The organism is Micromonospora sp. NPDC000089, from assembly GCF_042899365.1.
In the GTDB taxonomy this organism is placed as follows: domain Bacteria; phylum Actinomycetota; class Actinomycetes; order Mycobacteriales; family Micromonosporaceae; genus Micromonospora.
In genome coordinates this window covers 339,564-357,718 of the sequence record NZ_JBIAZT010000003.1, presented here as the reverse complement: position 1 = coordinate 357,718, position 18,155 = coordinate 339,564, and the positions used below count along the sequence as shown (strand labels likewise).

General features: G+C 72.6%; 22 protein-coding genes and 1 tRNA gene. 11 read left to right on the top strand and 12 right to left on the bottom strand.

Annotated elements, in window-relative coordinates; translation table 11 throughout:
* Genes ACFY3U_RS08380 through ACFY3U_RS08370 form a run of 3 tightly spaced genes read right to left on the bottom strand, consistent with a single transcriptional unit; the run spans window position 1 to window position 1,690 of the window.
* Window positions 1–420 (bottom strand): anti-sigma regulatory factor, encoded by a 420-nt coding sequence (locus ACFY3U_RS08380; protein ID WP_387196979.1) that lies wholly within the window; start codon window positions 418–420, stop codon window positions 1–3.
* Window positions 417–830, bottom strand: coding sequence for an STAS domain-containing protein (locus ACFY3U_RS08375; RefSeq protein ID WP_387196976.1), 414 nt, complete (start codon window positions 828–830; stop codon window positions 417–419). Before ACFY3U_RS08375 ends, ACFY3U_RS08380 begins: the two co-directional genes overlap by 4 nt.
* Window positions 830–1,690, bottom strand: a complete 861-nt coding sequence (locus ACFY3U_RS08370; RefSeq protein WP_387196974.1) for an STAS domain-containing protein — start codon at window positions 1,688–1,690, stop codon at window positions 830–832. The genes ACFY3U_RS08375 and ACFY3U_RS08370 overlap by 1 nt, the downstream gene beginning before the upstream one ends.
* A 159-nt stretch (window positions 1,691–1,849) precedes the next feature.
* On the opposite strand from ACFY3U_RS08370, the gene ACFY3U_RS08365 reads away from it, so the two are divergent.
* Window positions 1,850–2,206: an STAS domain-containing protein gene (locus tag ACFY3U_RS08365; protein ID WP_387196971.1), complete on the top strand. Its 357-nt coding sequence runs from the start codon at window positions 1,850–1,852 to the stop codon at window positions 2,204–2,206.
* Window positions 2,207–2,216: 10 nt separating this feature from the next.
* On the opposite strand, the gene ACFY3U_RS08360 is transcribed toward ACFY3U_RS08365, so the two are convergent.
* Window positions 2,217–3,485, bottom strand: coding sequence for an MFS transporter (locus ACFY3U_RS08360; RefSeq protein ID WP_387196968.1), 1,269 nt, complete (start codon window positions 3,483–3,485; stop codon window positions 2,217–2,219).
* Window positions 3,486–3,534: 49 nt separating this feature from the next.
* Here ACFY3U_RS08360 and ACFY3U_RS08355 point away from each other — a divergent pair, with 49 nt between their 5' ends.
* The 4 genes from ACFY3U_RS08355 to ACFY3U_RS08340 all read left to right on the top strand — a co-directional run bounded on the left by ACFY3U_RS08355 (window position 3,535) and on the right by ACFY3U_RS08340 (window position 5,492).
* Window positions 3,535–4,242, top strand: coding sequence for a FadR/GntR family transcriptional regulator (locus ACFY3U_RS08355; protein ID WP_387196965.1), 708 nt, complete (start codon window positions 3,535–3,537; stop codon window positions 4,240–4,242).
* Between the two features lie 39 nt (window positions 4,243–4,281).
* Window positions 4,282–4,743: a large conductance mechanosensitive channel protein MscL gene (gene mscL / locus ACFY3U_RS08350; RefSeq protein ID WP_387196962.1), complete on the top strand. Its 462-nt coding sequence runs from the start codon at window positions 4,282–4,284 to the stop codon at window positions 4,741–4,743.
* 81 nt (window positions 4,744–4,824) lie between these two features.
* Window positions 4,825–5,085, top strand: a complete 261-nt coding sequence (locus ACFY3U_RS08345) for a hypothetical protein (RefSeq protein WP_387196959.1) — start codon at window positions 4,825–4,827, stop codon at window positions 5,083–5,085.
* 29 nt (window positions 5,086–5,114) lie between these two features.
* Complete coding sequence (locus tag ACFY3U_RS08340) at window positions 5,115–5,492, top strand: hypothetical protein (RefSeq protein WP_387196956.1); 378 nt, start codon at window positions 5,115–5,117, stop codon at window positions 5,490–5,492.
* 492 nt (window positions 5,493–5,984) lie between these two features.
* Here the strand turns inward: ACFY3U_RS08340 and ACFY3U_RS08335 are convergent, their stop codons facing one another.
* A complete protein-coding gene (locus tag ACFY3U_RS08335; protein ID WP_387196953.1) occupies window positions 5,985–7,430 on the bottom strand; it encodes a benzoate/H(+) symporter BenE family transporter in 1,446 nt (481 codons plus the stop codon).
* Between the two features lie 161 nt (window positions 7,431–7,591).
* On the opposite strand from ACFY3U_RS08335, the gene ACFY3U_RS08330 reads away from it, so the two are divergent.
* The 4 genes from ACFY3U_RS08330 (at window position 7,592) to ACFY3U_RS08315 (ending at window position 11,764) form a co-directional block, all read left to right on the top strand.
* Entirely contained in the window at window positions 7,592–8,335 is a 744-nt protein-coding gene (locus ACFY3U_RS08330) for a PP2C family protein-serine/threonine phosphatase (RefSeq protein ID WP_387196949.1), read from the top strand.
* A gap of 50 nt (window positions 8,336–8,385) precedes the next feature.
* Window positions 8,386–9,573 (top strand): enhanced intracellular survival protein Eis, encoded by a 1,188-nt coding sequence (gene eis / locus ACFY3U_RS08325; RefSeq protein ID WP_387196946.1) that lies wholly within the window; start codon window positions 8,386–8,388, stop codon window positions 9,571–9,573.
* Window positions 9,574–9,662: 89 nt separating this feature from the next.
* The gene (locus tag ACFY3U_RS08320; RefSeq protein ID WP_387196943.1) at window positions 9,663–10,412 is read left to right on the top strand and encodes a ZIP family metal transporter; all 750 of its coding nucleotides are present in this window, start codon (window positions 9,663–9,665) and stop codon (window positions 10,410–10,412) included.
* 137 nt (window positions 10,413–10,549) lie between these two features.
* Window positions 10,550–11,764: a hypothetical protein gene (locus ACFY3U_RS08315; RefSeq protein WP_387197630.1), complete on the top strand. Its 1,215-nt coding sequence runs from the start codon at window positions 10,550–10,552 to the stop codon at window positions 11,762–11,764.
* A 7-nt stretch (window positions 11,765–11,771) separates the two neighbouring features.
* On the opposite strand, the gene ACFY3U_RS08310 is transcribed toward ACFY3U_RS08315, so the two are convergent.
* Window positions 11,772–12,854: an NAD-dependent epimerase/dehydratase family protein gene (locus tag ACFY3U_RS08310; RefSeq protein ID WP_387196940.1), complete on the bottom strand. Its 1,083-nt coding sequence runs from the start codon at window positions 12,852–12,854 to the stop codon at window positions 11,772–11,774.
* Window positions 12,855–12,952: 98 nt separating this feature from the next.
* Window positions 12,953–13,432 (bottom strand): DUF1772 domain-containing protein, encoded by a 480-nt coding sequence (locus ACFY3U_RS08305; RefSeq protein ID WP_387196937.1) that lies wholly within the window; start codon window positions 13,430–13,432, stop codon window positions 12,953–12,955.
* Between the two features lie 165 nt (window positions 13,433–13,597).
* Between ACFY3U_RS08305 and ACFY3U_RS08300 the strand changes: the two genes are divergently transcribed.
* Window positions 13,598–13,669, top strand: a tRNA-Lys gene (locus ACFY3U_RS08300).
* Window positions 13,670–13,927: 258 nt separating this feature from the next.
* On the opposite strand, the gene ACFY3U_RS08295 is transcribed toward ACFY3U_RS08300, so the two are convergent.
* Window positions 13,928–14,701 carry an SDR family NAD(P)-dependent oxidoreductase gene (locus ACFY3U_RS08295; protein ID WP_387196934.1) on the bottom strand — a complete coding sequence of 258 codons (774 nt, stop codon included), beginning with the start codon at window positions 14,699–14,701 and terminating at the stop codon, window positions 13,928–13,930.
* Between the two features lie 77 nt (window positions 14,702–14,778).
* Between ACFY3U_RS08295 and ACFY3U_RS08290 the strand changes: the two genes are divergently transcribed.
* A complete protein-coding gene (locus ACFY3U_RS08290) occupies window positions 14,779–15,750 on the top strand; it encodes a helix-turn-helix transcriptional regulator (protein ID WP_387196931.1) in 972 nt (323 codons plus the stop codon).
* A 133-nt stretch (window positions 15,751–15,883) separates the two neighbouring features.
* On the opposite strand, the gene ACFY3U_RS08285 is transcribed toward ACFY3U_RS08290, so the two are convergent.
* The 4 genes from ACFY3U_RS08285 to ACFY3U_RS08270 form a co-directional block, all read right to left on the bottom strand.
* Window positions 15,884–16,123 carry a Txe/YoeB family addiction module toxin gene (locus ACFY3U_RS08285; protein ID WP_387196929.1) on the bottom strand — a complete coding sequence of 80 codons (240 nt, stop codon included), beginning with the start codon at window positions 16,121–16,123 and terminating at the stop codon, window positions 15,884–15,886.
* A gap of 28 nt (window positions 16,124–16,151) precedes the next feature.
* A complete protein-coding gene (locus tag ACFY3U_RS08280) occupies window positions 16,152–16,439 on the bottom strand; it encodes a type II toxin-antitoxin system Phd/YefM family antitoxin (protein ID WP_387196926.1) in 288 nt (95 codons plus the stop codon).
* A gap of 214 nt (window positions 16,440–16,653) precedes the next feature.
* The gene (locus ACFY3U_RS08275) at window positions 16,654–16,860 is read right to left on the bottom strand and encodes a DUF397 domain-containing protein (protein WP_387196923.1); all 207 of its coding nucleotides are present in this window, start codon (window positions 16,858–16,860) and stop codon (window positions 16,654–16,656) included.
* A complete protein-coding gene (locus ACFY3U_RS08270) occupies window positions 16,857–17,744 on the bottom strand; it encodes a helix-turn-helix domain-containing protein (RefSeq protein WP_387196920.1) in 888 nt (295 codons plus the stop codon). Before ACFY3U_RS08270 ends, ACFY3U_RS08275 begins: the two co-directional genes overlap by 4 nt.
* Window positions 17,745–18,155 lie beyond the last annotated feature (411 nt).

Genomic DNA, 18,155 nt, shown 5'->3' with positions numbered 1-18,155 from the left:
TCAACGGGACCACTTGGTGACGGTGATCCGGGTGCCCTCGCCGACGGCGGTCTGGATGTCGAACTCGTCGACCAGCCGCCGGGCCCCGCTGAGGCCCAGGCCCATGCCGTTGCCGGTGGTGTAGCCGTCGGTCAGGGCCAACGCCAGGTCGGGGATGCCCGGCCCGGTGTCGGCGAAGACGATCCGGACGCCGCGGCGCCGGCCGTCCTCCACCGCGGTCACCTCGGCGCTGCCGCCGCCGCCGTAGATCAGGGTGTTGCGGGCCAGCTCGCTGGCCGCCGTCACCAGCTTCGTCTGGTCCACCAGGGAGAGCTTCACCGCCACCGCCACGGTACGCACCAGCTGCCGGACCCGGACCACGTCCTCGTCGCTGCCGATCGTCTGCGCCTGTGGGCGGCCCACGTCGACGCCCGCGGTCATGCTGATGTCGCCGCCGTCCCGGGTTCCGCGTCCACCTCGTCGTACCCGAGGTCGTCCTCGCGGCTGGCCGCGATCAGCTCCATGCCGCGCTCGACGTTCAGCGCGGTCCGGATGCCGTTGAGCGACAGACCCAGCTCGACCAGGGTGATGGCGACGGCCGGACGCATCCCGACCACCACCGTCTCGGCGTCGAGCACCTTGGAGATGGCGGCGATGGTGGAGAGCATCCGCCCGACGAACGAGTCAACGATGTCCAGCGCGGTGATGTCGATGATGACGCCGTGACAGCCCGTCGCCACGATCCGCTCGGCCAGGTCATCCTGCAGACCGACGGCGGTGTGGTCGGACATGTCGATCTGGATGGAGACCAGCAGGATGTCGCCGATCTTCAGAATCGGCACCCGTTCCATCACGACTCCCGGCGGGGCTGGCGACGGGCGGTCTCCACGCCGGTCAGCCGCAGCACGTGGCGCAGCGCGTCGGCCAGGCTGGACTTGGTGGCGATGTCCCCGAACTCGATACCGAGCGCGACGATGGTCTGGGCGATCTGCGGGCGGATCCCGGAGATGATGCAGTCGGCGCCCATCAGCCGGGCCGCCACCACCGTCTTGAGGATGTGCTGGGCGACCTGGGTGTCCACCGCCGGCACGCCGGTGATGTCGATGATCGCGTACGGCGAGCCGGTGTCGACCAGGGTCTGCAGCAGCCGCTCCATCACCACCTGGGCCCGGGCAGAGTCGAGCGTGCCGACCAGCGGCACCGCGACCACGCCCTCCCAGATCTTCACCACCGGGGTGGACAGTTCGAGCAGCTGCTCCGCCTGGTCGGCGATGTGGCTCTCCCGGGCGTGCACGTACGTCTCGAAGGTGTACAGGCCCATCTGGTCGATCAGCGCGGTGAAGCCCACGTAGTCGCGCAGCGAGAACTCGATCTCGCCCGCCTCCATCAGCTCGACCAGCACGTCCTTGAGGGCGTAGATGCTGATCGCCGTCTCGGTGGCGGAGAAGCCCTGGCGGGCCCGGTTGCGGGACAGCTCGGCCAGCACGGCGCGCAGCTCGCCGGTGCTCTCCGAGGCGACGTCGGTCAGCCCTCGTTCACCGGCATTGATCATGCTACGGTGCAGCTCCTGCACCTGCAGGCGCAGCTCGGCCTGGCTCAGCCGGCCGCGCAGCGAGGCGGCCACGACCTCCGTCCAGCGCTGGACCACCCGATCGGCATGGGCGCTCAGCAGGCCGGCGAGCCGACTGCTCTCGTCCGCGGTCAACGCCATGGTCTACCTCCTGTGAGCTGGGCCGGCCGGACTCTATCACTGGGGTACCGGCGGGTAGTTGCCCCGCGGCAAAGGAATGATCGTCCCCACCGGTCGCGCTCCCGTTCTGCGTGCCACCCCCATCGTGGGATACCGTTCCACCGAACACAGGAGGTCCGAATGTCCTTGACGGTGCACACCGAGCAGCACGGCGACGTGGTCGTCGTGTCGGTCGCGGGCGAGCTTGACATGGCCACCGCACCGCAGCTGCAGGACCAGATCACCGACCTGCTCGACAAGGGTCGCAGCAGGCTGGTGTTCGACCTGGCGGACGTGTCGTTCTGCGACTCCACCGGGCTGTCGGTCTTCGTGCGCGCGAAGAACAGCTGCGACGAGGCCGGCGGCGTGGTCCGGCTGGCCGCCCCGCAGCGTGGTGTGCTGCGCATCCTCGAGGTCAGCGGCCTGGTCGAGGTGCTGCACACGTACCCGACGGTCGAGCAGGCCGTCGCGGGCGAACCCACCCCGGCCTCCTCCTGACCGCTCGTCCTCAGCGCTCGTCCTCGACGTACCGGGGACGGGCGATCACCATGCCCGCCGCCGTCTGCACGGCCAGCGCGCCGATCAGGAAGCCCAGCGGCGCCGTCCAGCCCCCGGTCACCTCGTAGAGGACGCCGACCAGCAGCGGGCCGAGCGCGGCGATGACGTACCCGGTGCTCTGCGCGAACGCCGACAGCGCCACGGTGCCCTCGGCGGTGCGGGCGCGCAGCCCGATGGTGGTGAGCACCAGCGGGAAGGCGCCCTGGCCGATGGCGAGCAGGGTGACCCAGAGCAGCGCGGCGCCGTGCGGGGCCAGGGCCAGCCCGAGGTACGCCGCGGTGGACGCCGCGGTCAGTGACAGGACCAGCGGGCGCAGGGTGCGCAGCCGGCCGGCCAGCGTGGGCATCACCAGTGCGATCGGCACCCCGAGCGCGGTCACCCCGGCGAGCAGCAGGCCGGCGGTCTCCGGGGTGAAGCCGGCGTCCCGGAACAGCTGCGCCAGCCAACCCATGATCGCGTACCCGCTGAGCGACTGGGCGCCGAAGTAGACCGCCATCGCCCAGCCGAGCCGGGTGCGCCCGGGTCGGACCCGGGGCCGGGCCACCGGCGCCGTCGCGGGCGCGGCCCGCCGGGCGGCGCGGGCCCGCAGCGCCAGCGGCACCCACGGGAGTACGGCCACCGCGGCCAGCCCGGCCCAGATGCCCAGCCCGGCCCGCCAGGAGCCGAAGGCGTGCGCCACCGGCACCGCGGAGGCGGCGGCCACCGTGGTGCCCACCGTCAGCGCCATCGTGTACGCCCCGGTGACCAGCCCGGTGCGGTTCGGGAAGTGCTGCTTGACCAGCATCGGCAGCAGGATGTTCGCCACCGCGATGCCGGCCAGCGCGAGCGCGCTGGTGAGCACGAAGACCAGCGCGGAGTCGGTGACCACCCGCAGCACCTGGCCCAGCGCGAGGACGGACATCGCCACCAGCAGCAGCCGGGGCGCAGCCCAGCGGCGGACCAGCCACGGGGTGAGCGCGCCCAGGCCGGCGAAGGCGATCGTGGGCAGCGTGGTGACCAGGCCGGCCAGCGTGCCGGAGAGGGCCAGGCCGGTGCGTACCTCGTCGAGCAGGGCGCCCAGGCTGGTCACCGCAGCCCGTAGGTTCACCGCGACCAGCAGCATCCCGACCAGCACCAACGCGCCGCCGCTGGCCGGGTGCACCCGCCGGCCGGTCGCGTGTTCGACGGTGGGCGGCGTGGCGGGGGCGGGTCGCACGGCGGCGGTGGGTGGCGGGGTCATGACCTCGAACCTACAATCATGGGATGAATTTCGGCGTGGGCTGTAACCGATGACACCGCCGGCGAATTCCGTCGGCCCGCCGACGGGCGGCGCCGTCGCCGTGCCACCGCGCGGGCACCGGGTACGGCAGACCACCGAGCAGCTCCGGGCCCGGATCCTCGGCGGGGAGTGGCCGGTCGGCGCGCGCATCCCGACCGAGCCGCAGCTGGTCGCCGCGCTCGGCGTCGGGCGGAACACCGTCCGGGAGGCCGTCCGGGCGCTGGTACACGCCGGGGTGCTGGAGTGCCGGCAGGGCTCCGGGACGTACGTGGTGTCGACCGACGAGCTGGCCCCGGTGGTGGCCCGCCGGCTCACCGACGAGCCGACGGCCGAGGTGGTCGAGGTGCGGCGCGCCTTCGAGGTGGAGGCGGCCCGGTTGGCCGCGGTACGGCGTACCCAGGAGGACCTGGCGGCGCTCGACGCGGCGCTGGCGGCCCGGGAGGCCGCCTGGCGCTCGGGCGGGGTGGCGGAGTTCGTCGAGGCGGACGCGGCGCTGCACACGGCGGTGGTGGCCGCCGCCCACAACGGGATGCTTGCCGAGCTCTACGCCTCGGTCGGCACGGCGTTGCGCCGCACCGTCGCGCACGCCATGGGCGACGCCCTGGAACCTGCCCGGTACGTCGACCACGGTCGACTGGTGGCCGCGATCAGGGCCGGCGATCCGCAGCGCGCGGCGATCGAGGCCGGCGCTTTTCTGGAGCCGCCTCCCGGGGCATAGGTTGTGCCGGACCGAAAACCGGACAGCACGGGAGTGCGGATGCTCAAGGGCTTCAAAGACTTCATCATGCGCGGCAACGTCGTCGACCTGGCGGTCGGTGTCGTCATCGGCGCCGCGTTCACGGGCGTGGTCACCCAGTTCACGAAGTCGTTCCTGGAACCGCTAATCAAGGCTCTCGGAGGAGGCAAGGATCAGTTCTCCGGCTCCTGGGAGATCACCAAGGGCAACTACATCGACTGGGCCGGTTTCATCAACGCGGCGATCACCTTCCTGCTCACCGCGGCGACGCTGTACTTCCTGGTCGTCTACCCGATGAACAAGCTGGCCGAGCGCCGGCGCCGGGGCGAGGAGCCGCCGCCCGCCGCGCCCAGCGAGGAGGTCAAGCTGCTCACCGAGATCCGGGACGCCCTGGTCTCGGCCGGCCACACCACCCCGGGCCAGCAGCGCGGGGCGCTGGACGACGTGCTGGGGCGTCGTACGGAGCCGCCGACGCAGCGCTGATCCACCGCACCGCACATCGGCCCCCGTGGGAATCTCACGGGGGCCGACGCGTGTCGTACACATGTTCGATAGAGTCCGGCCATGGAGCAGCGCAGGCACTGGTGGAACGGCAGATGGGGACGGTTGGCCCGGCGGGACGTGTTCCTCCGGGTGGACGCGGACCGCTGGCACGTGGAGCAGCGGGCCGGCGGCGCGGAGGGCGTCTCCCAGTTCTACGAGTACGCCAGCGCCGAGGAGGCCGAGGAGACCGTCCGGGCCCTGCTGGCCGGGACGGACGGCTGGCGGGAGCTGTCCCCCCGCCCGCCGGGCGGCTGGCTCCCGCCGACCGCGCCGCCGGTTTAGCGCCGGGCGGGCCCGGGAACCGCTCGGAGATGGAGCAGCAGGGCATCGCGCAGCAGCAGGCCGCCATCTCCCGGGTCACCACCGGCATGCGGGTGGTGGACACCGTGGGCGTCGACGTCGGCACGGTCGACCTCGTCCAGCGGGGCGACCCGAACGCGGTGACCGTGGAGGCGTCCACCGCCGACCCCGGCGGCAGCCTGGACGAACTGATCGAGTCGGCCGCGGTCGAGGAGCCGGACGTACCGGCCGACCTGGCCGCCCGACTGCGCCGCACCGGCTACCTCAAGGTCTCCACCGAGCTGGCCCGCACCGGCGCGGTCTACGTGCTCGCCGACCAGATCGCCGGGGTCACCGACGACCAGGTACGCCTCACCGTCGGCGTCGGCGACCTGCCGCCCGAGGAGTGACCGGCGGCCCACGGTCTCCCGCACGACCGGTGCCCCACACGCCCGACCGAAGCCGGCGGCCCCACACGACCGATGGCCCCGGCACGACCGACCGCTCCGATGCCGCCAAGGTGCCGGCACGTCGGACTCCGTGCTGTGTGTCGCGAACGCTTTGGAGCTGATGACGTAAACGATTCACCTGCTCCGGCGGGCAGCTGGGTTGGAGCAGGGTCACGCCGCTCCTCGCGCGTCGGTGACCGGCGGTCGCCGTCCCGGCCCGATCGACGAGGTCGGTCCGATCAGATCGTCAGACAGTCGAGGTGGGAGCCGACGGGCACCGGCCACGGCCCACCGCCCACGGCCCGCCCTCAACCCGCCGAGCGCGGAGCGCCGATTCGTTTACGACATCAGCTCCAAAGGGTCCTCGTCGACATCCCACTCCCGGCGCGCCGGCCGTCCCACCTCGCGGCCGCGCGTCCCGGTGGACGAACCGCGCGACCCGGGCGAGGCACCTCAACGACCAGTGCCGTCGGGTGCCTGCTCCCGTTCGGAACCGCTCACCGCCTCGACGGTCGCCATCGGCCCGGGCACCCGCTCGTGAGCCGCCGGCCCGGGAACGGGCGCGGAGTCGGCAGCCGGGACCGGCTCGCGGACGGAAGCGGGAGCCGGCGCGGGCGCGGGCGCGGGCGCGGGCGCGGGAGCCGGCGCGGGCGCGGGCGCGGGCGCGGGCGCGGGGACAAAAGCGGGAGCTGGGACAGGCGCGGACGCGGGAGCTGGCGCACGCGCGGGACCGGGATCAGCTCCGCTCCGCGGCGCGCTGCGGCGGAAGAGCAGCAGCATCAGCCAACCGGCGGCCAGCCCCCAGAACGCGCCGCCCACGCCGAGCAGGCTCACCCCGGAGGCGGTGACCACGAAGGTCACCACGGCCGCCTCCCGGCTGTCCGGCTCGGCCACGGCCGAGGCGATTGCGGTGGCCAGCGCGCCCAGCAGCGCGAGACCGGCCACCGCCTCGATCAGCACCGGCGGGGAGAGCAGCACCAGCGTGGTGGCCAGCCCCGCGCCGAGCCCGAGCAGCGCCAGCCCCACCCCGGCGGTGACCGAGGCGATCCAGCGGCGCTCCGGGTCCGGGTGGGCATCCGGGCCGGCGGCCAGCGCGGCGGTGATCGCGGCGAGGTTGACCGCGTGCCCGCCGGCCGGCGCGCCGAGCGCGGTGGCCAGCCCGGTGACCCGCAGCGCCGACGGGAGCGGCGGCCGGTAGCCGTAGCCGCGCAGCACCGCCGTGCCGGGGACGTTCTGCGCGGCCATGGTGACCAGGAACAGTGGCAGCCCGAGCCCGACCGCCGCGGGCACGCTGAACGCCGGCACGGTCAGCTCCACCACCGGCCGGAGGCCGCCCAGCCGCCCACCCGACGTGGTGACCGCGATCGTCACCGCCGCGACCACCAGCGCGCCCGGCACGGCCCAGCGCCGGACGAACCGGTGCAGCACCAGCCAGGCCACGATCACCGGCGCGGCCAGCGTCGGCACCTCGACCAGCGCGCGGACCGGCGCGGTGCACAGCGGCAGCAGCACCCCGGCCAGCATGGCCGCCGCAACCGGGCCGGGGATGGCGGCCACCGCCCGGCCCAGCACCGGAAAGAGCCCGGCGGCGACGATCAGCACCCCGCAGAGCAGGAACGCGCCGACCGCGGCCGGCCACCCGCCCGGGACCGGCCCGGTGGCGGCCAGCAGCGCCGCGCCCGGAGTGGACCAGGCGATCGCGATCGGCATCCGGTGCCGCAGGCCCAGCCAGACCGCGCACAGCCCGGACGCGACGCTCACCGCGAGCAGGCCCGACGCGGCCTGCGCCTCGTCGGCGCCGACCGCGCGCAGCCCGGCCAGCACCACGGTGAACGAGCTGGCGAAGCCCACCAGCGCGGTCACCACCCCGGCCAGCACCGGCTGCAGCCGCTCCCCCATCACCGCCCCCTCCCGCCGTCGTCGCGGTCACCCTAGCCAGCGCCGCCCGCCCGTCCGCGACGTGCGACCGCGCCGCCCGACCATCGACACCGGCATCATTTTCCGGCCCTGGGCATCACTGCGTAGAGACGAATGGACGGTGCATCGGGCAAGCTTGTCCCATGACGATGATCCTCCGCTCGGCCATCCTCAACGACGTCGGCCTGGTCCGCACCAACAACGAGGACTCCGCCCTCGCCGGTGACCGCCTGGTGGCCGTCGCGGACGGCATGGGCGGGCTGCCCGCCGGCGAGGTGGCCAGCGAGATCGTCATCCGGATCCTGGACGAGCTGGACCCGCCCGTCGTACCGGACGAGGCCGCCGAGGCGCTGCGCGCCGTCGTCTCCACCGCCAACCAGCGCATCCGTGCCGCCATCTCCGCCGACCCGGCGCGCGACGGGATGGGTACGACTCTCACCGCCGGCCTGCTCGCCGGCGACACCCTGGTGCTCGCGCAGGTCGGCGACTCCCGCTGCTACCTGCTGCGCGACGGCGAGCTGACCCAGCTCACCCGGGACGACACCTTCGTGCAGGCGCTGGTCGACCAGGGCGCGCTCTCCCCCGACCAGGCCCGGCACCACCCGCAGCGGTCCCTGGTGACCCGGGCGGTGCAGGGCGCCGACGCGCCGCCCGCGGTCGGGGTGCTCACCGTGTTCGCCGGAGACCGGCTGCTGCTGTGCAGCGACGGGCTCTCCGACTACGTCACCGACCAGGACATCCACGCCGCGCTGACCACCTACCACGACCGGCAGCAGTGCGGCGAGCAGCTGGTCAAGCTGGCCCACCAGTCCGGCGCGCCGGACAACGTCACGGTGGTCGTCTCCGACGTCGTCGGCGGGGCCGTTCCCGCCGGTGCCGAGGGCTGAACCGGCCCGATCGGGTTGCGGCGCGCGGCCGGTCGGGATGGGATGGACGGATGCTCATCCGTCGCCTGGCCGCAGAGGAACGTCTGACCACCAGCTTTCCGCTCCAGGCGTACGCCTTCGAGGCGTCCCCGCCCGACCGTGAGCGGGTCGAGGCGTTCCACCGGTACCTGCCGTACAACAAGGGCAACCGGACGCTCGTGGTCGAGGAGGGCGGGGAGACCGCCGCCGTGGCGAGCGCCGTGCCGATGCGGCAGAACCTGCGCGGCGCGGTGCTGCCGATGGCCGGGGTGGCCGGTGTGGCCACCCACCCGCTGGCCCGCCGGCGGGGGCACGTACGGGCGCTGCTGCACCAGCTGCTCGACGAGATGCGCGACTGCGGGCACCCGCTGACCGCGCTCTACCCGTTCCGGCCCAGCTTCTACGAGAAGTTCGGCTACGTGGGGCTGCCCAAGCCGCGTACCGTCCGGTTCTCCCCAGCCGACCTGGCACCGCTGCTGCGCGCCGAGCTGCCCGGCACGGTCACCTGGGAGCGGATCGGGGCGGGCTACGACGGGTACCGGTCGTTCACCGAGCGCTGCCTGCGCGAGCGGCACGGCTTCTCGATCTTCCCCGACTTTCGCGAGGCCGGGCTGCGCGACCGGGACGACCGCTGGCTGATCACCGCGCACGTCGACGGCGGCACGGTCGGCGCGCTCACCTACCGGATCGACGACCACGGCGGCGAGCTGGTCGGCGACGACCTGCTCGCCGCCGACCCGTACGCCCGGGGGTTGCTGTTGCAGTTCCTCGCCCGACACGTCGACCAGGTGGAGTCGATCAGCTTCCGGGTGCCCGCCGACGAGCTGCCCGAGCTGTGGCTGACCGACCTGGCCGTGCACGTGGAGGCGCGGGTGGCCCGCCCCGGCGCGTCCGCCCCGATGGCCCGGCTGCTGACCGTGGACGCCATCGCCGGGCTGCCCGCCGGGCCGGGCCGGGTGCGGGTCGAGCTGGTCGAGGACCGCTGGCTGGCCGGCACCCACCTGCTCGACGGCGCCACCGGGCAGCTGGAGCTGACCTCGGACGGCCCACCAACGCCCACCGCGACGCTCACCGCGGCCGGGCTCTCCGCCCTCGCGTACGGGGTGCTCGACCCGGCCGAGGTGCACGTGCGCGGGCTGGGTGACGTGCCGCCGGACGCGGCGGCCGAGCTGCGCCGGCTCTTCCCGCGCGCGCTGCCGTACCTCTTCGCCGACTTCTGACCCCCGCTCCCGCCGGCCCGCGGGGGCCGGGGCGGTTTGGCGGGCCGCCGGACGGTTGGGCGGGTGCGCACGCGGGTAGCGTCCCCGGAATGCCGGAGTGGTTGCAAGCGGGTGCCTGGGGTCTGCTGGCCGGGTCGGCGCTGTTGGTCGGCGCGGCCGCCGGGTTCTTCGCCCGGGTGCCCCGCAAGATCATCGCGTCGATCATGGCGTTCGGCGCGGGGGTGCTGCTCTCCGCGGTCTCCTTCGAGCTGATCGCCGAGGCGCACGAGCAGGGCGGCCTGCTGCCGACCGCGATCGGCGCGGCGGTCGGCGCGTTGGCGTACACCGGGGCGAACATCCTCCTCGCCCGACGGGGCGCCCGGCACCGCAAGCGCGCCGGCGACGAGCAGCCCTCCGAGCAGGAGCAGCCCGGCTCCGGGTCGGCGATCGCGGTGGGCGCGCTGCTGGACGGTATTCCGGAGTCGGTGGTGATCGGCGCGAGCCTGCTCACCGGCGGGCAGGTCGGCCTGGTCACCGTGGTCGCGGTCTTCCTGAGCAACGTGCCGGAGGGCCTGTCCAGCGCCGCCGGCATGCGGCAGGCCGGCCGCACCCGCCGGTACGTCTTCCTGCTGTGGACGGCGATCGCCGTGATCAGCGGCGTGGCCGCGCTGCTCGGCTACACCCTGCTGGGCGGCGCCCCGCCGGAGGTGCTGGCCGCCATCACCGCGCTTGCCGCGGGCGCCATCCTGGCGATGATCACCGACACCATGGTGCCGGAGGCGTTCGAGGACGCGCACCTGCTGGTCGGCCTGATCACCGTGTTCGGCTTCCTGGTCGCCTTCGCCCTCTCCCACGCCTGAACGCCGCTCACCCCGGCACCTGGCCCCCGGAGTACGGGGGCGGCGCGCCTCGGCTGGGGTGTGGTTTAGGGGTGGGTTAAGAGCGGGCGTGGGATTCGTCGTTCGGGGGGTGCGGCTCCTAGCATCAGCGGGTGCGCATGAAGTCCGCCGTCGCCCTGCTCGTCCTCGGTGTCGCCACCGCGACCCTGCCCGCCTGCGGCAGCCGGCAGCCCGGCGACGAGGCGGTGACCGTCGCCGCCACCGGCGCGGCGACCACCCCCACCGCCACCCCCACCGCCACCGGGAAGCCGAGCCCCGCGAAGGCGACCCCGACGCCGACCGCGCGGGCCGGGCTGGGCCGCAGTCCGTCGCCGAAGGCGCCCACCCCCGGCAAGGCGCTCAGCGCCGGCAACCCGGGCGGTGGTGCGTCGGTGCCGGCCGAGGCGCGCGCGGTGGACACCTCCCGTCCGACCAGGACGATCGGCACCGGCACCCCGGCGAGCTGCACGTCGGACGCGGTGGTGAAGGCGGTCGCGGCCGGCGGGGTGATCACCTTCGACTGCGGGCCGGCCCCGGTGACGATCACGATGAAGGCCACCGCGAAGGTGCGCAACGCCAACGGGCCGAAGATCGTGCTCGACGGCGGCGGCAAGGTCACCCTCAGCGGTGGTGGCCAGCGGCGGATCCTCTACATGAACACCTGCGACGGCGCGCAGGGCTGGACCACCTCGCACTGCCAGAACCAGGACCACCCGCAGCTCACCGTGCAGAACCTGACCTTCGCCGACGGCAACTCCACCGGCGACCGTACGGAGGGCGGCGGCGGGGGCGCGATCTTCGTCCGGGGCGGCCGGGTGAAGGTGGTCAACTCCCGGTTCGTCGACAACCGCTGCGACCGGCTCGGCCCGGACCTGGGCGGCGCCGCGCTGCGGGTGCTCAGCCAGTACGACAACAAGCCGGTGTACGTGGTGAACAGCACCTTCACCGGCGGGGTCTGCTCGAACGGGTCGGCGCTGAGCAGCATCGGCGTGTCCTGGGTGGTGCTCAACAGCGTGCTGCGCGGCAACAAGGCGGTCGGCGACGGGGCGAACCCGGCGAAGGCCGGCACCGCGGGCGGCGGCAGCGGCGGCGCGATCTACTGCGACGGCAACGAGTTCACCGTGCGGATCGCCGGCACGATCATCGAGGACAACCACGCCAACGAGGGCGGCGGCGCGATCTTCTTCGTCAGCAACAACCGCACCGGCACCATGACCATCGAGAACTCCACCCTCCGGCGAAACAAGAGCGACGCCTTCGAGACCCAGGGCCTCCCCGGCATCTTCTTCCTCGGCGCCCGCCCCCCGACCATCACCTCCTCCCGCCTGAGCTGACGGTTGATCAGTAGGGGTTGCCGGTGCCGGGGGTGCGGGCCTTGAGGAGGGCGGCGGGGCGGCCGGGTAGGTCGGGGGCGCCGGACATGGGCGGGCCCTGGGTGTGGGCGCCTTCGGCCATGCCGGTGAACAGGTCGCGCAGGGCGGTCACCGCGTCGACCTTCGGGTGCCAGCCGAGCTCGGTCTCGGCGCGTTCGCTGGACATCAGCGGGGCGTTCAGACCCAGCTCGACCCAGCCGGCGTCCACCGGCTGCAGGCGGAACCGCCAGGTCAGTGCGGCGGCGACGCGCAGCACCGGGGAAGGCACCGGGACCGTCCAGCCCTTGAAGTGCCGGGCCACCAGCTCCGGGGTCAGCACCGGGTCCGCGGCGATGTTGAACGCGCCGCGCGCGTCACCCAGCACCGCCCGGGCGTACGCGTCGGCCACGTCGTCGGCGTGCACCGCCTGCATCCGCAGCCGGCGATTGGACGGTACGACCGGGATCCGCCCGTAGCGCAGCAGCCGCACCGGAGCCAGCGGCCCGAGGAAGTACCTGGTGATCTCGGTGCCCGCGTCCCGCTGGAAGATCAGCCCGGGGCGCAGCCGCACCACCCGCAGCGCGGAGTGTTCCCGCTCCACCTCGTCGAGCAGCGCCTCGACCTCGGCCTTGTCCCGGCTGTACGACGACCCGGGCACCCCGGTCGCCGGCCACCGCTCGCTGATCGGGTGGTCCTTCGGGCCGGGCGCGTAGGTGCCGACCGACGAGGCGTACACCAGGGCCGGAACGCCGGCCTGGACGACGGCCGCGGTCACCGCGCGGCTGCCGCCGACGTTGGTCCGGTGCAGGGTGCGCTGATCGTGGCTGGGCTGGATCTGCCAGGCCAGGTGCACGACCGCCGCCGCCCCCGCGAAGATCGCGGCGAGCTTGCCGTCCGCGCCCGGCGCCCCGATGTCGACCGAGTGCCACTCCACCCCGTCGTACGGCTCACCGGCGTCCGGGCCGGGCAGCCGGCGGGCCACTCCGACCAGCTCCAGCCCGGATTCCTGCCGCAGCCGGCGCAGCACCGCCGTCCCCACGTTCCCGCTGGCACCCACGATGACGATCCGCATACCGGCTGCCGTACCCGGTGAACCGGACTCCAACCCCGAAGCGGCCGGGGCCGGGGCGCGCGCGGTCGGCCCCGGGTGCCCGGGGCCGACCACCCCCGTCACCCGCGCCGGGACACCAGCGCGCCGACCAGGCAGGCGAACGCGGCGACGTTGGTGACCGTCCGCGCCAGGTTCCACCGCACCCAGGCCGTCTCGAAGGCCGACCGCACCGCGCCGAGGTCGGCGATCCGGTCCACCGGGCCGGCCGCCTCCAGCCGGTCGTTCAGCGGCACGTTCCACACCATGGTGATCAACAGCGTCGCGCCGTAGAGCGCCAGCGCCGCGACCGTCCAGGCCAGCACCGGCCCGCGTACGCCCAGGTGCAGCGCCACCGCCAGCAGGATCAGCAGCAGCGCGCCGAGGAACGCGGCCAGGAACCAGCCGTTCAGGATCCGCCGGTTGATCGACTGCATGGTCCCGACGAACGTCCGGTCGTCGACCGCGGCCAGGCCCGGCATCACCGAGCAGGAGTACGCGAAGAACAGCCCCGCCATCAGCCCGGTGACGATGGTGGCGGCGGCCAGCGAGATCGTCCTCATGCCCTCGATTCCACCTGGTGGGGTGGGGTGTGGGCCATGGTCGAGGGGCTCGCGTGCATGTGTGAGCGTCTGGGTCGGTGGCTTCGCCGGCGGGCGGCGGGGGCTCGCCGGGCGGGCGGGAAGGCGGGAGGCCGGAGTGGGTGGGGTCCGGTAGCCTGGTGCGGCGGGCCGCTAGCTCAATGGCAGAGCTGTGGACTTTTAATCCATAGGTTCAGGGTTCGAGTCCCTGGCGGCCCACCGAAACGGATACCCAAACGGAGGGGTGCAAGGTCGCAGAAACGCAGGCCACGACCGATGTCTTGGCCGCGCTGCCCTACCGCGGCCGGGACTTTGCGCCAGGGTGGTGGATTCGTGGGTCAGTTCTGGCCGGGGCTCGCTACGGGAAATCCTGCTTGCTTGGCGCATTCGAGCAGCCACTGGTCGTAGGTGACGAAGGCGGTGAGTGCCGTCTAAATGTTCTACAGCGTTGTCGTCTGTGGGTCGGCGCGGCTGGCCTCAGCTGGAGCGGGTTGCCGTGATGCCACCGTCGACGGCGATCTCGGCGCCGTGGATGTAGCCGGCGTGGTTCGAAAGCAACCAGGCCACCGCGTCGGCGGTTTCGTCGGGGGTTCCGGGGCGTCCGGCGGGGGTGCCGGCGGTCATCTGAGCGATGACGTCGCCGTCGGCTGCGTTGATCGGGGTACGCGTCGCCCCGGGGGAGACGGTGTTGACCCGCACACCGCGGGGGCCGAACTCCGCGGCCCAGCTGCGGGCGAGTTGGATCTCGGCGGCCTTGGTCGCGGAGTACAGCCCGACGAAGGGGTGCCCGACGTGAGCCATCCACGAGCCGATGACGACGATCGCGCCGTGGCCGCGTGCGGCCATCATCGGGGCCAGTGCGGCGGTTAGGACGTGGGGGGCGCGGACGTTGACCGCGAGTGTGGCCTCCAGGTCGGTGTCGGTGAGGCTCACCGTGTCGACGGCCGGGCACAGGGCGGCGTTGTGGACCACCGCGTCCAGTCGCCCACCGGCGGCCTCGGCGGCGGCGCGGGCGAAGTCCCGCAACACCTCGGGTGGGCTGGTCAGGTCGGAGGGGACGAACACGGCGTGTCCACCGCTGCCCTCGATGTCGGCGACGACGGCGGCGCCACGGGTCTGATCGCGGCCGGTGACGACGACGCACCATCCCTGCGCCGCCAGGGTCCGGGCGGTGGCGGCGCCGATGCCGCTGGTGGAGCCGGTGATCAGGACGGTGCGGGTCTGCTCGGCGGGAGTCTGGGTGAAGGTCATGGTCCCCACCTCACCGCAGGCGTACGGCACGCACCAGGACGCGTTGTGCCTGGTCACGTCATGACCAGGTTCGCGCCGTGGGGTGCTCCTACACTGGGTGGGTGCCTGCTGACCGTGCTGCCCTGGGGGCGTTCCTGCGGTCCCGGCGCGACCGCCTAACCCCTGCCCAGGTCGGCATCAAGGCCTTTCCCGGCCCGAGGCGGGTGCCGGGTCTACGCAAGGAGGAACTCGCCGTGCTCGCCGGGCTGAGCCCGGACCACTACAGCCGCCTGGAACAGGGCCGCCAGCACACCGTCACCGACGAGGTGGTGCAGGCGTTGTCGCAGGCGCTGCAGCTGGACGAGATCGAACGCGCCCACCTGCGGGATCTTGCCGCCCCGACCTCGCGCCGGCGATGGGCGCGGCCGGAGGTCGCTCAGCAGCCCGACCCGGGGATGCTGCGCCTGATGGGGGTGCTCAACCACGTCCCGGTGCTGCTGCTGGGGCGCCGTACGCAGGTGCTGGCGCGCAACGGGCTGTTGAGCGCGGTACTGGGCACTGCCCTCGAGCCGGGGTCGTCGTTCGCGCGGTGGCTTTTCCTGGATCCCGACGCGCGGGTGCGGATCGTGAACTGGGCAGACTTCGCCGCCGCCGCGGTCGGAGCGCTGCGCTACGAGGCGGGACGCCACCCCGACGATCGGCGACTCGTCGACCTGGTGCAGGAGTTGCGCAGCGGTGATCCCGACGTCGCGCAGTGGTGGGACGACCAGCGGGTAACCTTCCGCACCTCGGTCACCAAGCACCTGGCCCACCCGACGGCCGGACCGCTCAGCTTCGGCATCGAGTCCCTCATCGGGCCGCACGATCCCGAGCAACGCCTGGTCGTCTACACCGTCGAACCCGACTCACCCACGGCACAAATTCTGCCCATGCTCGCCAGCTGGACACCCGAGCCGCAGGAGCCAGGCAGAGCGGGCGGAACAGCGCCGCGAACGATCACCCAGCCGGGACATGCTGCGCTACCCGGGCGAGCCGGGTCTGGCTCATCGGGCATCGTCCGAGGCTCGTGAGCTGGGCAAAGTCAGCGGTAACGGGTTACCCGAGATCGTGGCGGCGTGGTTCGCGTGGTGGCACCTCCGGCCCACCGAGATGTTGGATGCGAACCACTGCGCCTTATGAGGGGGATGCTGGGGTGGGCCGCTTCTACTTGTCGAGGTAGTGGCCGTGGCAGGCGACGATTTCCAGGTCGCCGCCACGGACGCGGTAGATGAGCCGGTCTTCGTCATTGATGCGGCGGGACGACCATCCAGAGAGCGGGCCTTTCAGCAGTTCAGGCTTGCCGAGACCGGTTCCGTGTGGATCCCGTTGAACGTCGAGGATCAGTTGCTGATGCGGCGGGCCATCTTCACGTCCCGGCGTAACCAGCCGTCGTAGTCCTCCCATGCGTTGGGAGTGAAGACGATGCGCAAGCTCATGCGGCTTCCTTGCCGGGTTTCGGAGAGTAGGACTTCGAGTCGAGCGGATGCTCCTCGGGTAGGCCAGCATCGGCTTGGGCGATGCTCTCCAGCAGACGGCGGGCGTTCGAGGCGGAACCGAGAACATGCAGCGTCTCGTTCATAGCGTTCCACTCGTCGAGCGAAACCATGACGACGGCCTTGCCGCCGCCGCGGGGGATGATGCACTCCTCGGCATCATCGATCACCGCATCGACCACGGCGGCGAGGTTCTTACGAACGTCGCTGATTGTCAGCACCTTCACTTGGCCCCCCAAGAGCAGAACGTACGGTCAAACGTACGTTTGACCGTACGTCGGGACGAGGGGTGTCGGTGGGCGTGCGCCGAACTGACCGACTGAGAACCCCTTGAACTGGCCAAACGTCCCGGTAGCGGGTCGCCGGTGGCGATGGTCGGGCGGTTCGCGCGCCGAGGGCCGCGTCGACGCGGGTGATGAACTGCCGGACCGGTCGTAGTTGCTACCGCTGAGTGAACTGTCCTTGCTTGGCGCCGGCCAGGAAGCTGGTCCAACCTTCGCGGCGGAACAGGAGAGCCGGGCCGGTCGGGTCCTTGCTATCCCGGAGAGCCACCGCGTCAGCGAGGTCGGCGACCTCGACACACTGGCCGTTCCCGCTGGACCGGGTGCTCTTCTTCCACTTGGCACGGGACAGGTCGACCGAGGTCATCCCGTACCTCCTTCCTGACTGATCGCGGCGGCGTGTTCCTGGATCAGCTTGATAGAGCTGGTCGGGTCGAGTGCGGTGGCACGAAGGTGTTCGAACGTGCTGGTGTAGCGGCGGACGTCTGCTTCCCGTTCGAGGAACAGGTCGCCGGCCATGCTGTCGACGTACACCAGGGCAGGGTCGGCTGGGTCGGGGAAATCCATGACGACGAACGAGCCGGGCATGCCGGCGTGCGCGCCCGAGGTGAATGGGATGACCTGGAGTGTGATGTGCGGCTGGCCCGCTGCGGTCACCAGGGCGTCGAGCTGTTCGGCCATGACGGCTGGCCCGCCGGTCAACCGGTGCAGGACGGCCTCGTCGAGGATCGCCCAGAGGCGCAGCGGCTCCGTCTTGAGGAGCGACTCCTGCCGCTGCATGCGCGCCTCCACCCGAGCCTGCACGTCCGCGTCGGTCGCCAGCGGCAACACGCCCCGGATCACGGCGCGGGCGTAGTTCTCGGTTTGGAGGAGGCCGGGGACGAAGAGCGACTCGTAGTTGTGGACCGAGCGGGCTTCGGCTTCGAAGCTGATGTACGTGGTGTAGAGCTCCGGCAGCTCCGACTCGTACGCCTGGAGCCAGCCCAGCTGCGCGGCTTGGCGCGACAGGGCGATCAACTCGGTGCGCTTGTCCTCGTCGGTGATGCCGTACTTGTCGAGCATCGCCATCAGGGTGCGGCGCTGTGGGCGGACCTTGGCCGTCTCGATGCGGTAGAGGGTGGCGGGGTTGATGCCGGTCTGCTCGCTGACCTCGTCGCGGGTGAGACCGGCCGCGGTGCGCAGGCCGCGCAGCTCCGCCGCGAGCCGCCGGAGGCGCACGGTGGGCGGTTGCCGTCGAGCTGACAACTCCATGCCCCTTCGCTCCTGTCGTAGTCAGAGTGTGCCCGCCGTGCGGATGCAACCGACAGCCAGGCCAGGCAAGTGACGTACATGCTGATGCAATGCTTGCATTCTCACTAGTGCATGGGCACTATGGGCATGAGCATGTCAGGTCGGTGCGGCACACGAAAGCCGCGCAGTGCGGCGGTGGGGCTCGCGAGCGCAGGGGCTCACCGCCCGTCCGGCCTCGGACGCCTCTCGGCAGGGGCGCGGCCCGCCACCCGAAGCGGGCTGCGTCCCTGCCGAGAGGCCGAGTCAGGGAGGCAACGCAGTGGTTCCATCCCTCGTCCTGGCGGTGGTCGCGATGCTCGGCTTCGCCGCCGGACTGTTCCTGTTCAAGGTCAAGTCCCGATGGTGCCGACGGTGCGGGTCGGCACTGAACTG

Coding starts and splice junctions, on each gene's coding strand:
- ACFY3U_RS08285 (WP_387196929.1), bottom strand. CDS start 16,123: ATGGGAGGACTACGACGGCTGGTTACGCCGGGACGTGAAGATGGCCCG.
- ACFY3U_RS08315 (WP_387197630.1), top strand. CDS start 10,550: ATGAAGTCCGCCGTCGCCCTGCTCGTCCTCGGTGTCGCCACCGCGACC.
- ACFY3U_RS08345 (WP_387196959.1), top strand. CDS start 4,825: ATGGAGCAGCGCAGGCACTGGTGGAACGGCAGATGGGGACGGTTGGCC.
- ACFY3U_RS08375 (WP_387196976.1), bottom strand. CDS start 830: ATGGAACGGGTGCCGATTCTGAAGATCGGCGACATCCTGCTGGTCTCC.
- ACFY3U_RS08355 (WP_387196965.1), top strand. CDS start 3,535: ATGACACCGCCGGCGAATTCCGTCGGCCCGCCGACGGGCGGCGCCGTC.
- ACFY3U_RS08310 (WP_387196940.1), bottom strand. CDS start 12,854: ATGCGGATCGTCATCGTGGGTGCCAGCGGGAACGTGGGGACGGCGGTG.
- ACFY3U_RS08330 (WP_387196949.1), top strand. CDS start 7,592: ATGACGATGATCCTCCGCTCGGCCATCCTCAACGACGTCGGCCTGGTC.
- ACFY3U_RS08335 (WP_387196953.1), bottom strand. CDS start 7,430: ATGGGGGAGCGGCTGCAGCCGGTGCTGGCCGGGGTGGTGACCGCGCTG.
- ACFY3U_RS08370 (WP_387196974.1), bottom strand. CDS start 1,690: ATGGCGTTGACCGCGGACGAGAGCAGTCGGCTCGCCGGCCTGCTGAGC.
- ACFY3U_RS08275 (WP_387196923.1), bottom strand. CDS start 16,860: ATGACCTCGGTCGACCTGTCCCGTGCCAAGTGGAAGAAGAGCACCCGG.
- ACFY3U_RS08305 (WP_387196937.1), bottom strand. CDS start 13,432: ATGAGGACGATCTCGCTGGCCGCCGCCACCATCGTCACCGGGCTGATG.
- ACFY3U_RS08365 (WP_387196971.1), top strand. CDS start 1,850: ATGTCCTTGACGGTGCACACCGAGCAGCACGGCGACGTGGTCGTCGTG.
- ACFY3U_RS08360 (WP_387196968.1), bottom strand. CDS start 3,485: ATGACCCCGCCACCCACCGCCGCCGTGCGACCCGCCCCCGCCACGCCG.
- ACFY3U_RS08295 (WP_387196934.1), bottom strand. CDS start 14,701: ATGACCTTCACCCAGACTCCCGCCGAGCAGACCCGCACCGTCCTGATC.
- eis (WP_387196946.1), top strand. CDS start 8,386: ATGCTCATCCGTCGCCTGGCCGCAGAGGAACGTCTGACCACCAGCTTT.
- mscL (WP_387196962.1), top strand. CDS start 4,282: ATGCTCAAGGGCTTCAAAGACTTCATCATGCGCGGCAACGTCGTCGAC.
- ACFY3U_RS08320 (WP_387196943.1), top strand. CDS start 9,663: ATGCCGGAGTGGTTGCAAGCGGGTGCCTGGGGTCTGCTGGCCGGGTCG.
- ACFY3U_RS08380 (WP_387196979.1), bottom strand. CDS start 420: ATGACCGCGGGCGTCGACGTGGGCCGCCCACAGGCGCAGACGATCGGC.
- ACFY3U_RS08340 (WP_387196956.1), top strand. CDS start 5,115: ATGGAGCAGCAGGGCATCGCGCAGCAGCAGGCCGCCATCTCCCGGGTC.
- ACFY3U_RS08270 (WP_387196920.1), bottom strand. CDS start 17,744: ATGGAGTTGTCAGCTCGACGGCAACCGCCCACCGTGCGCCTCCGGCGG.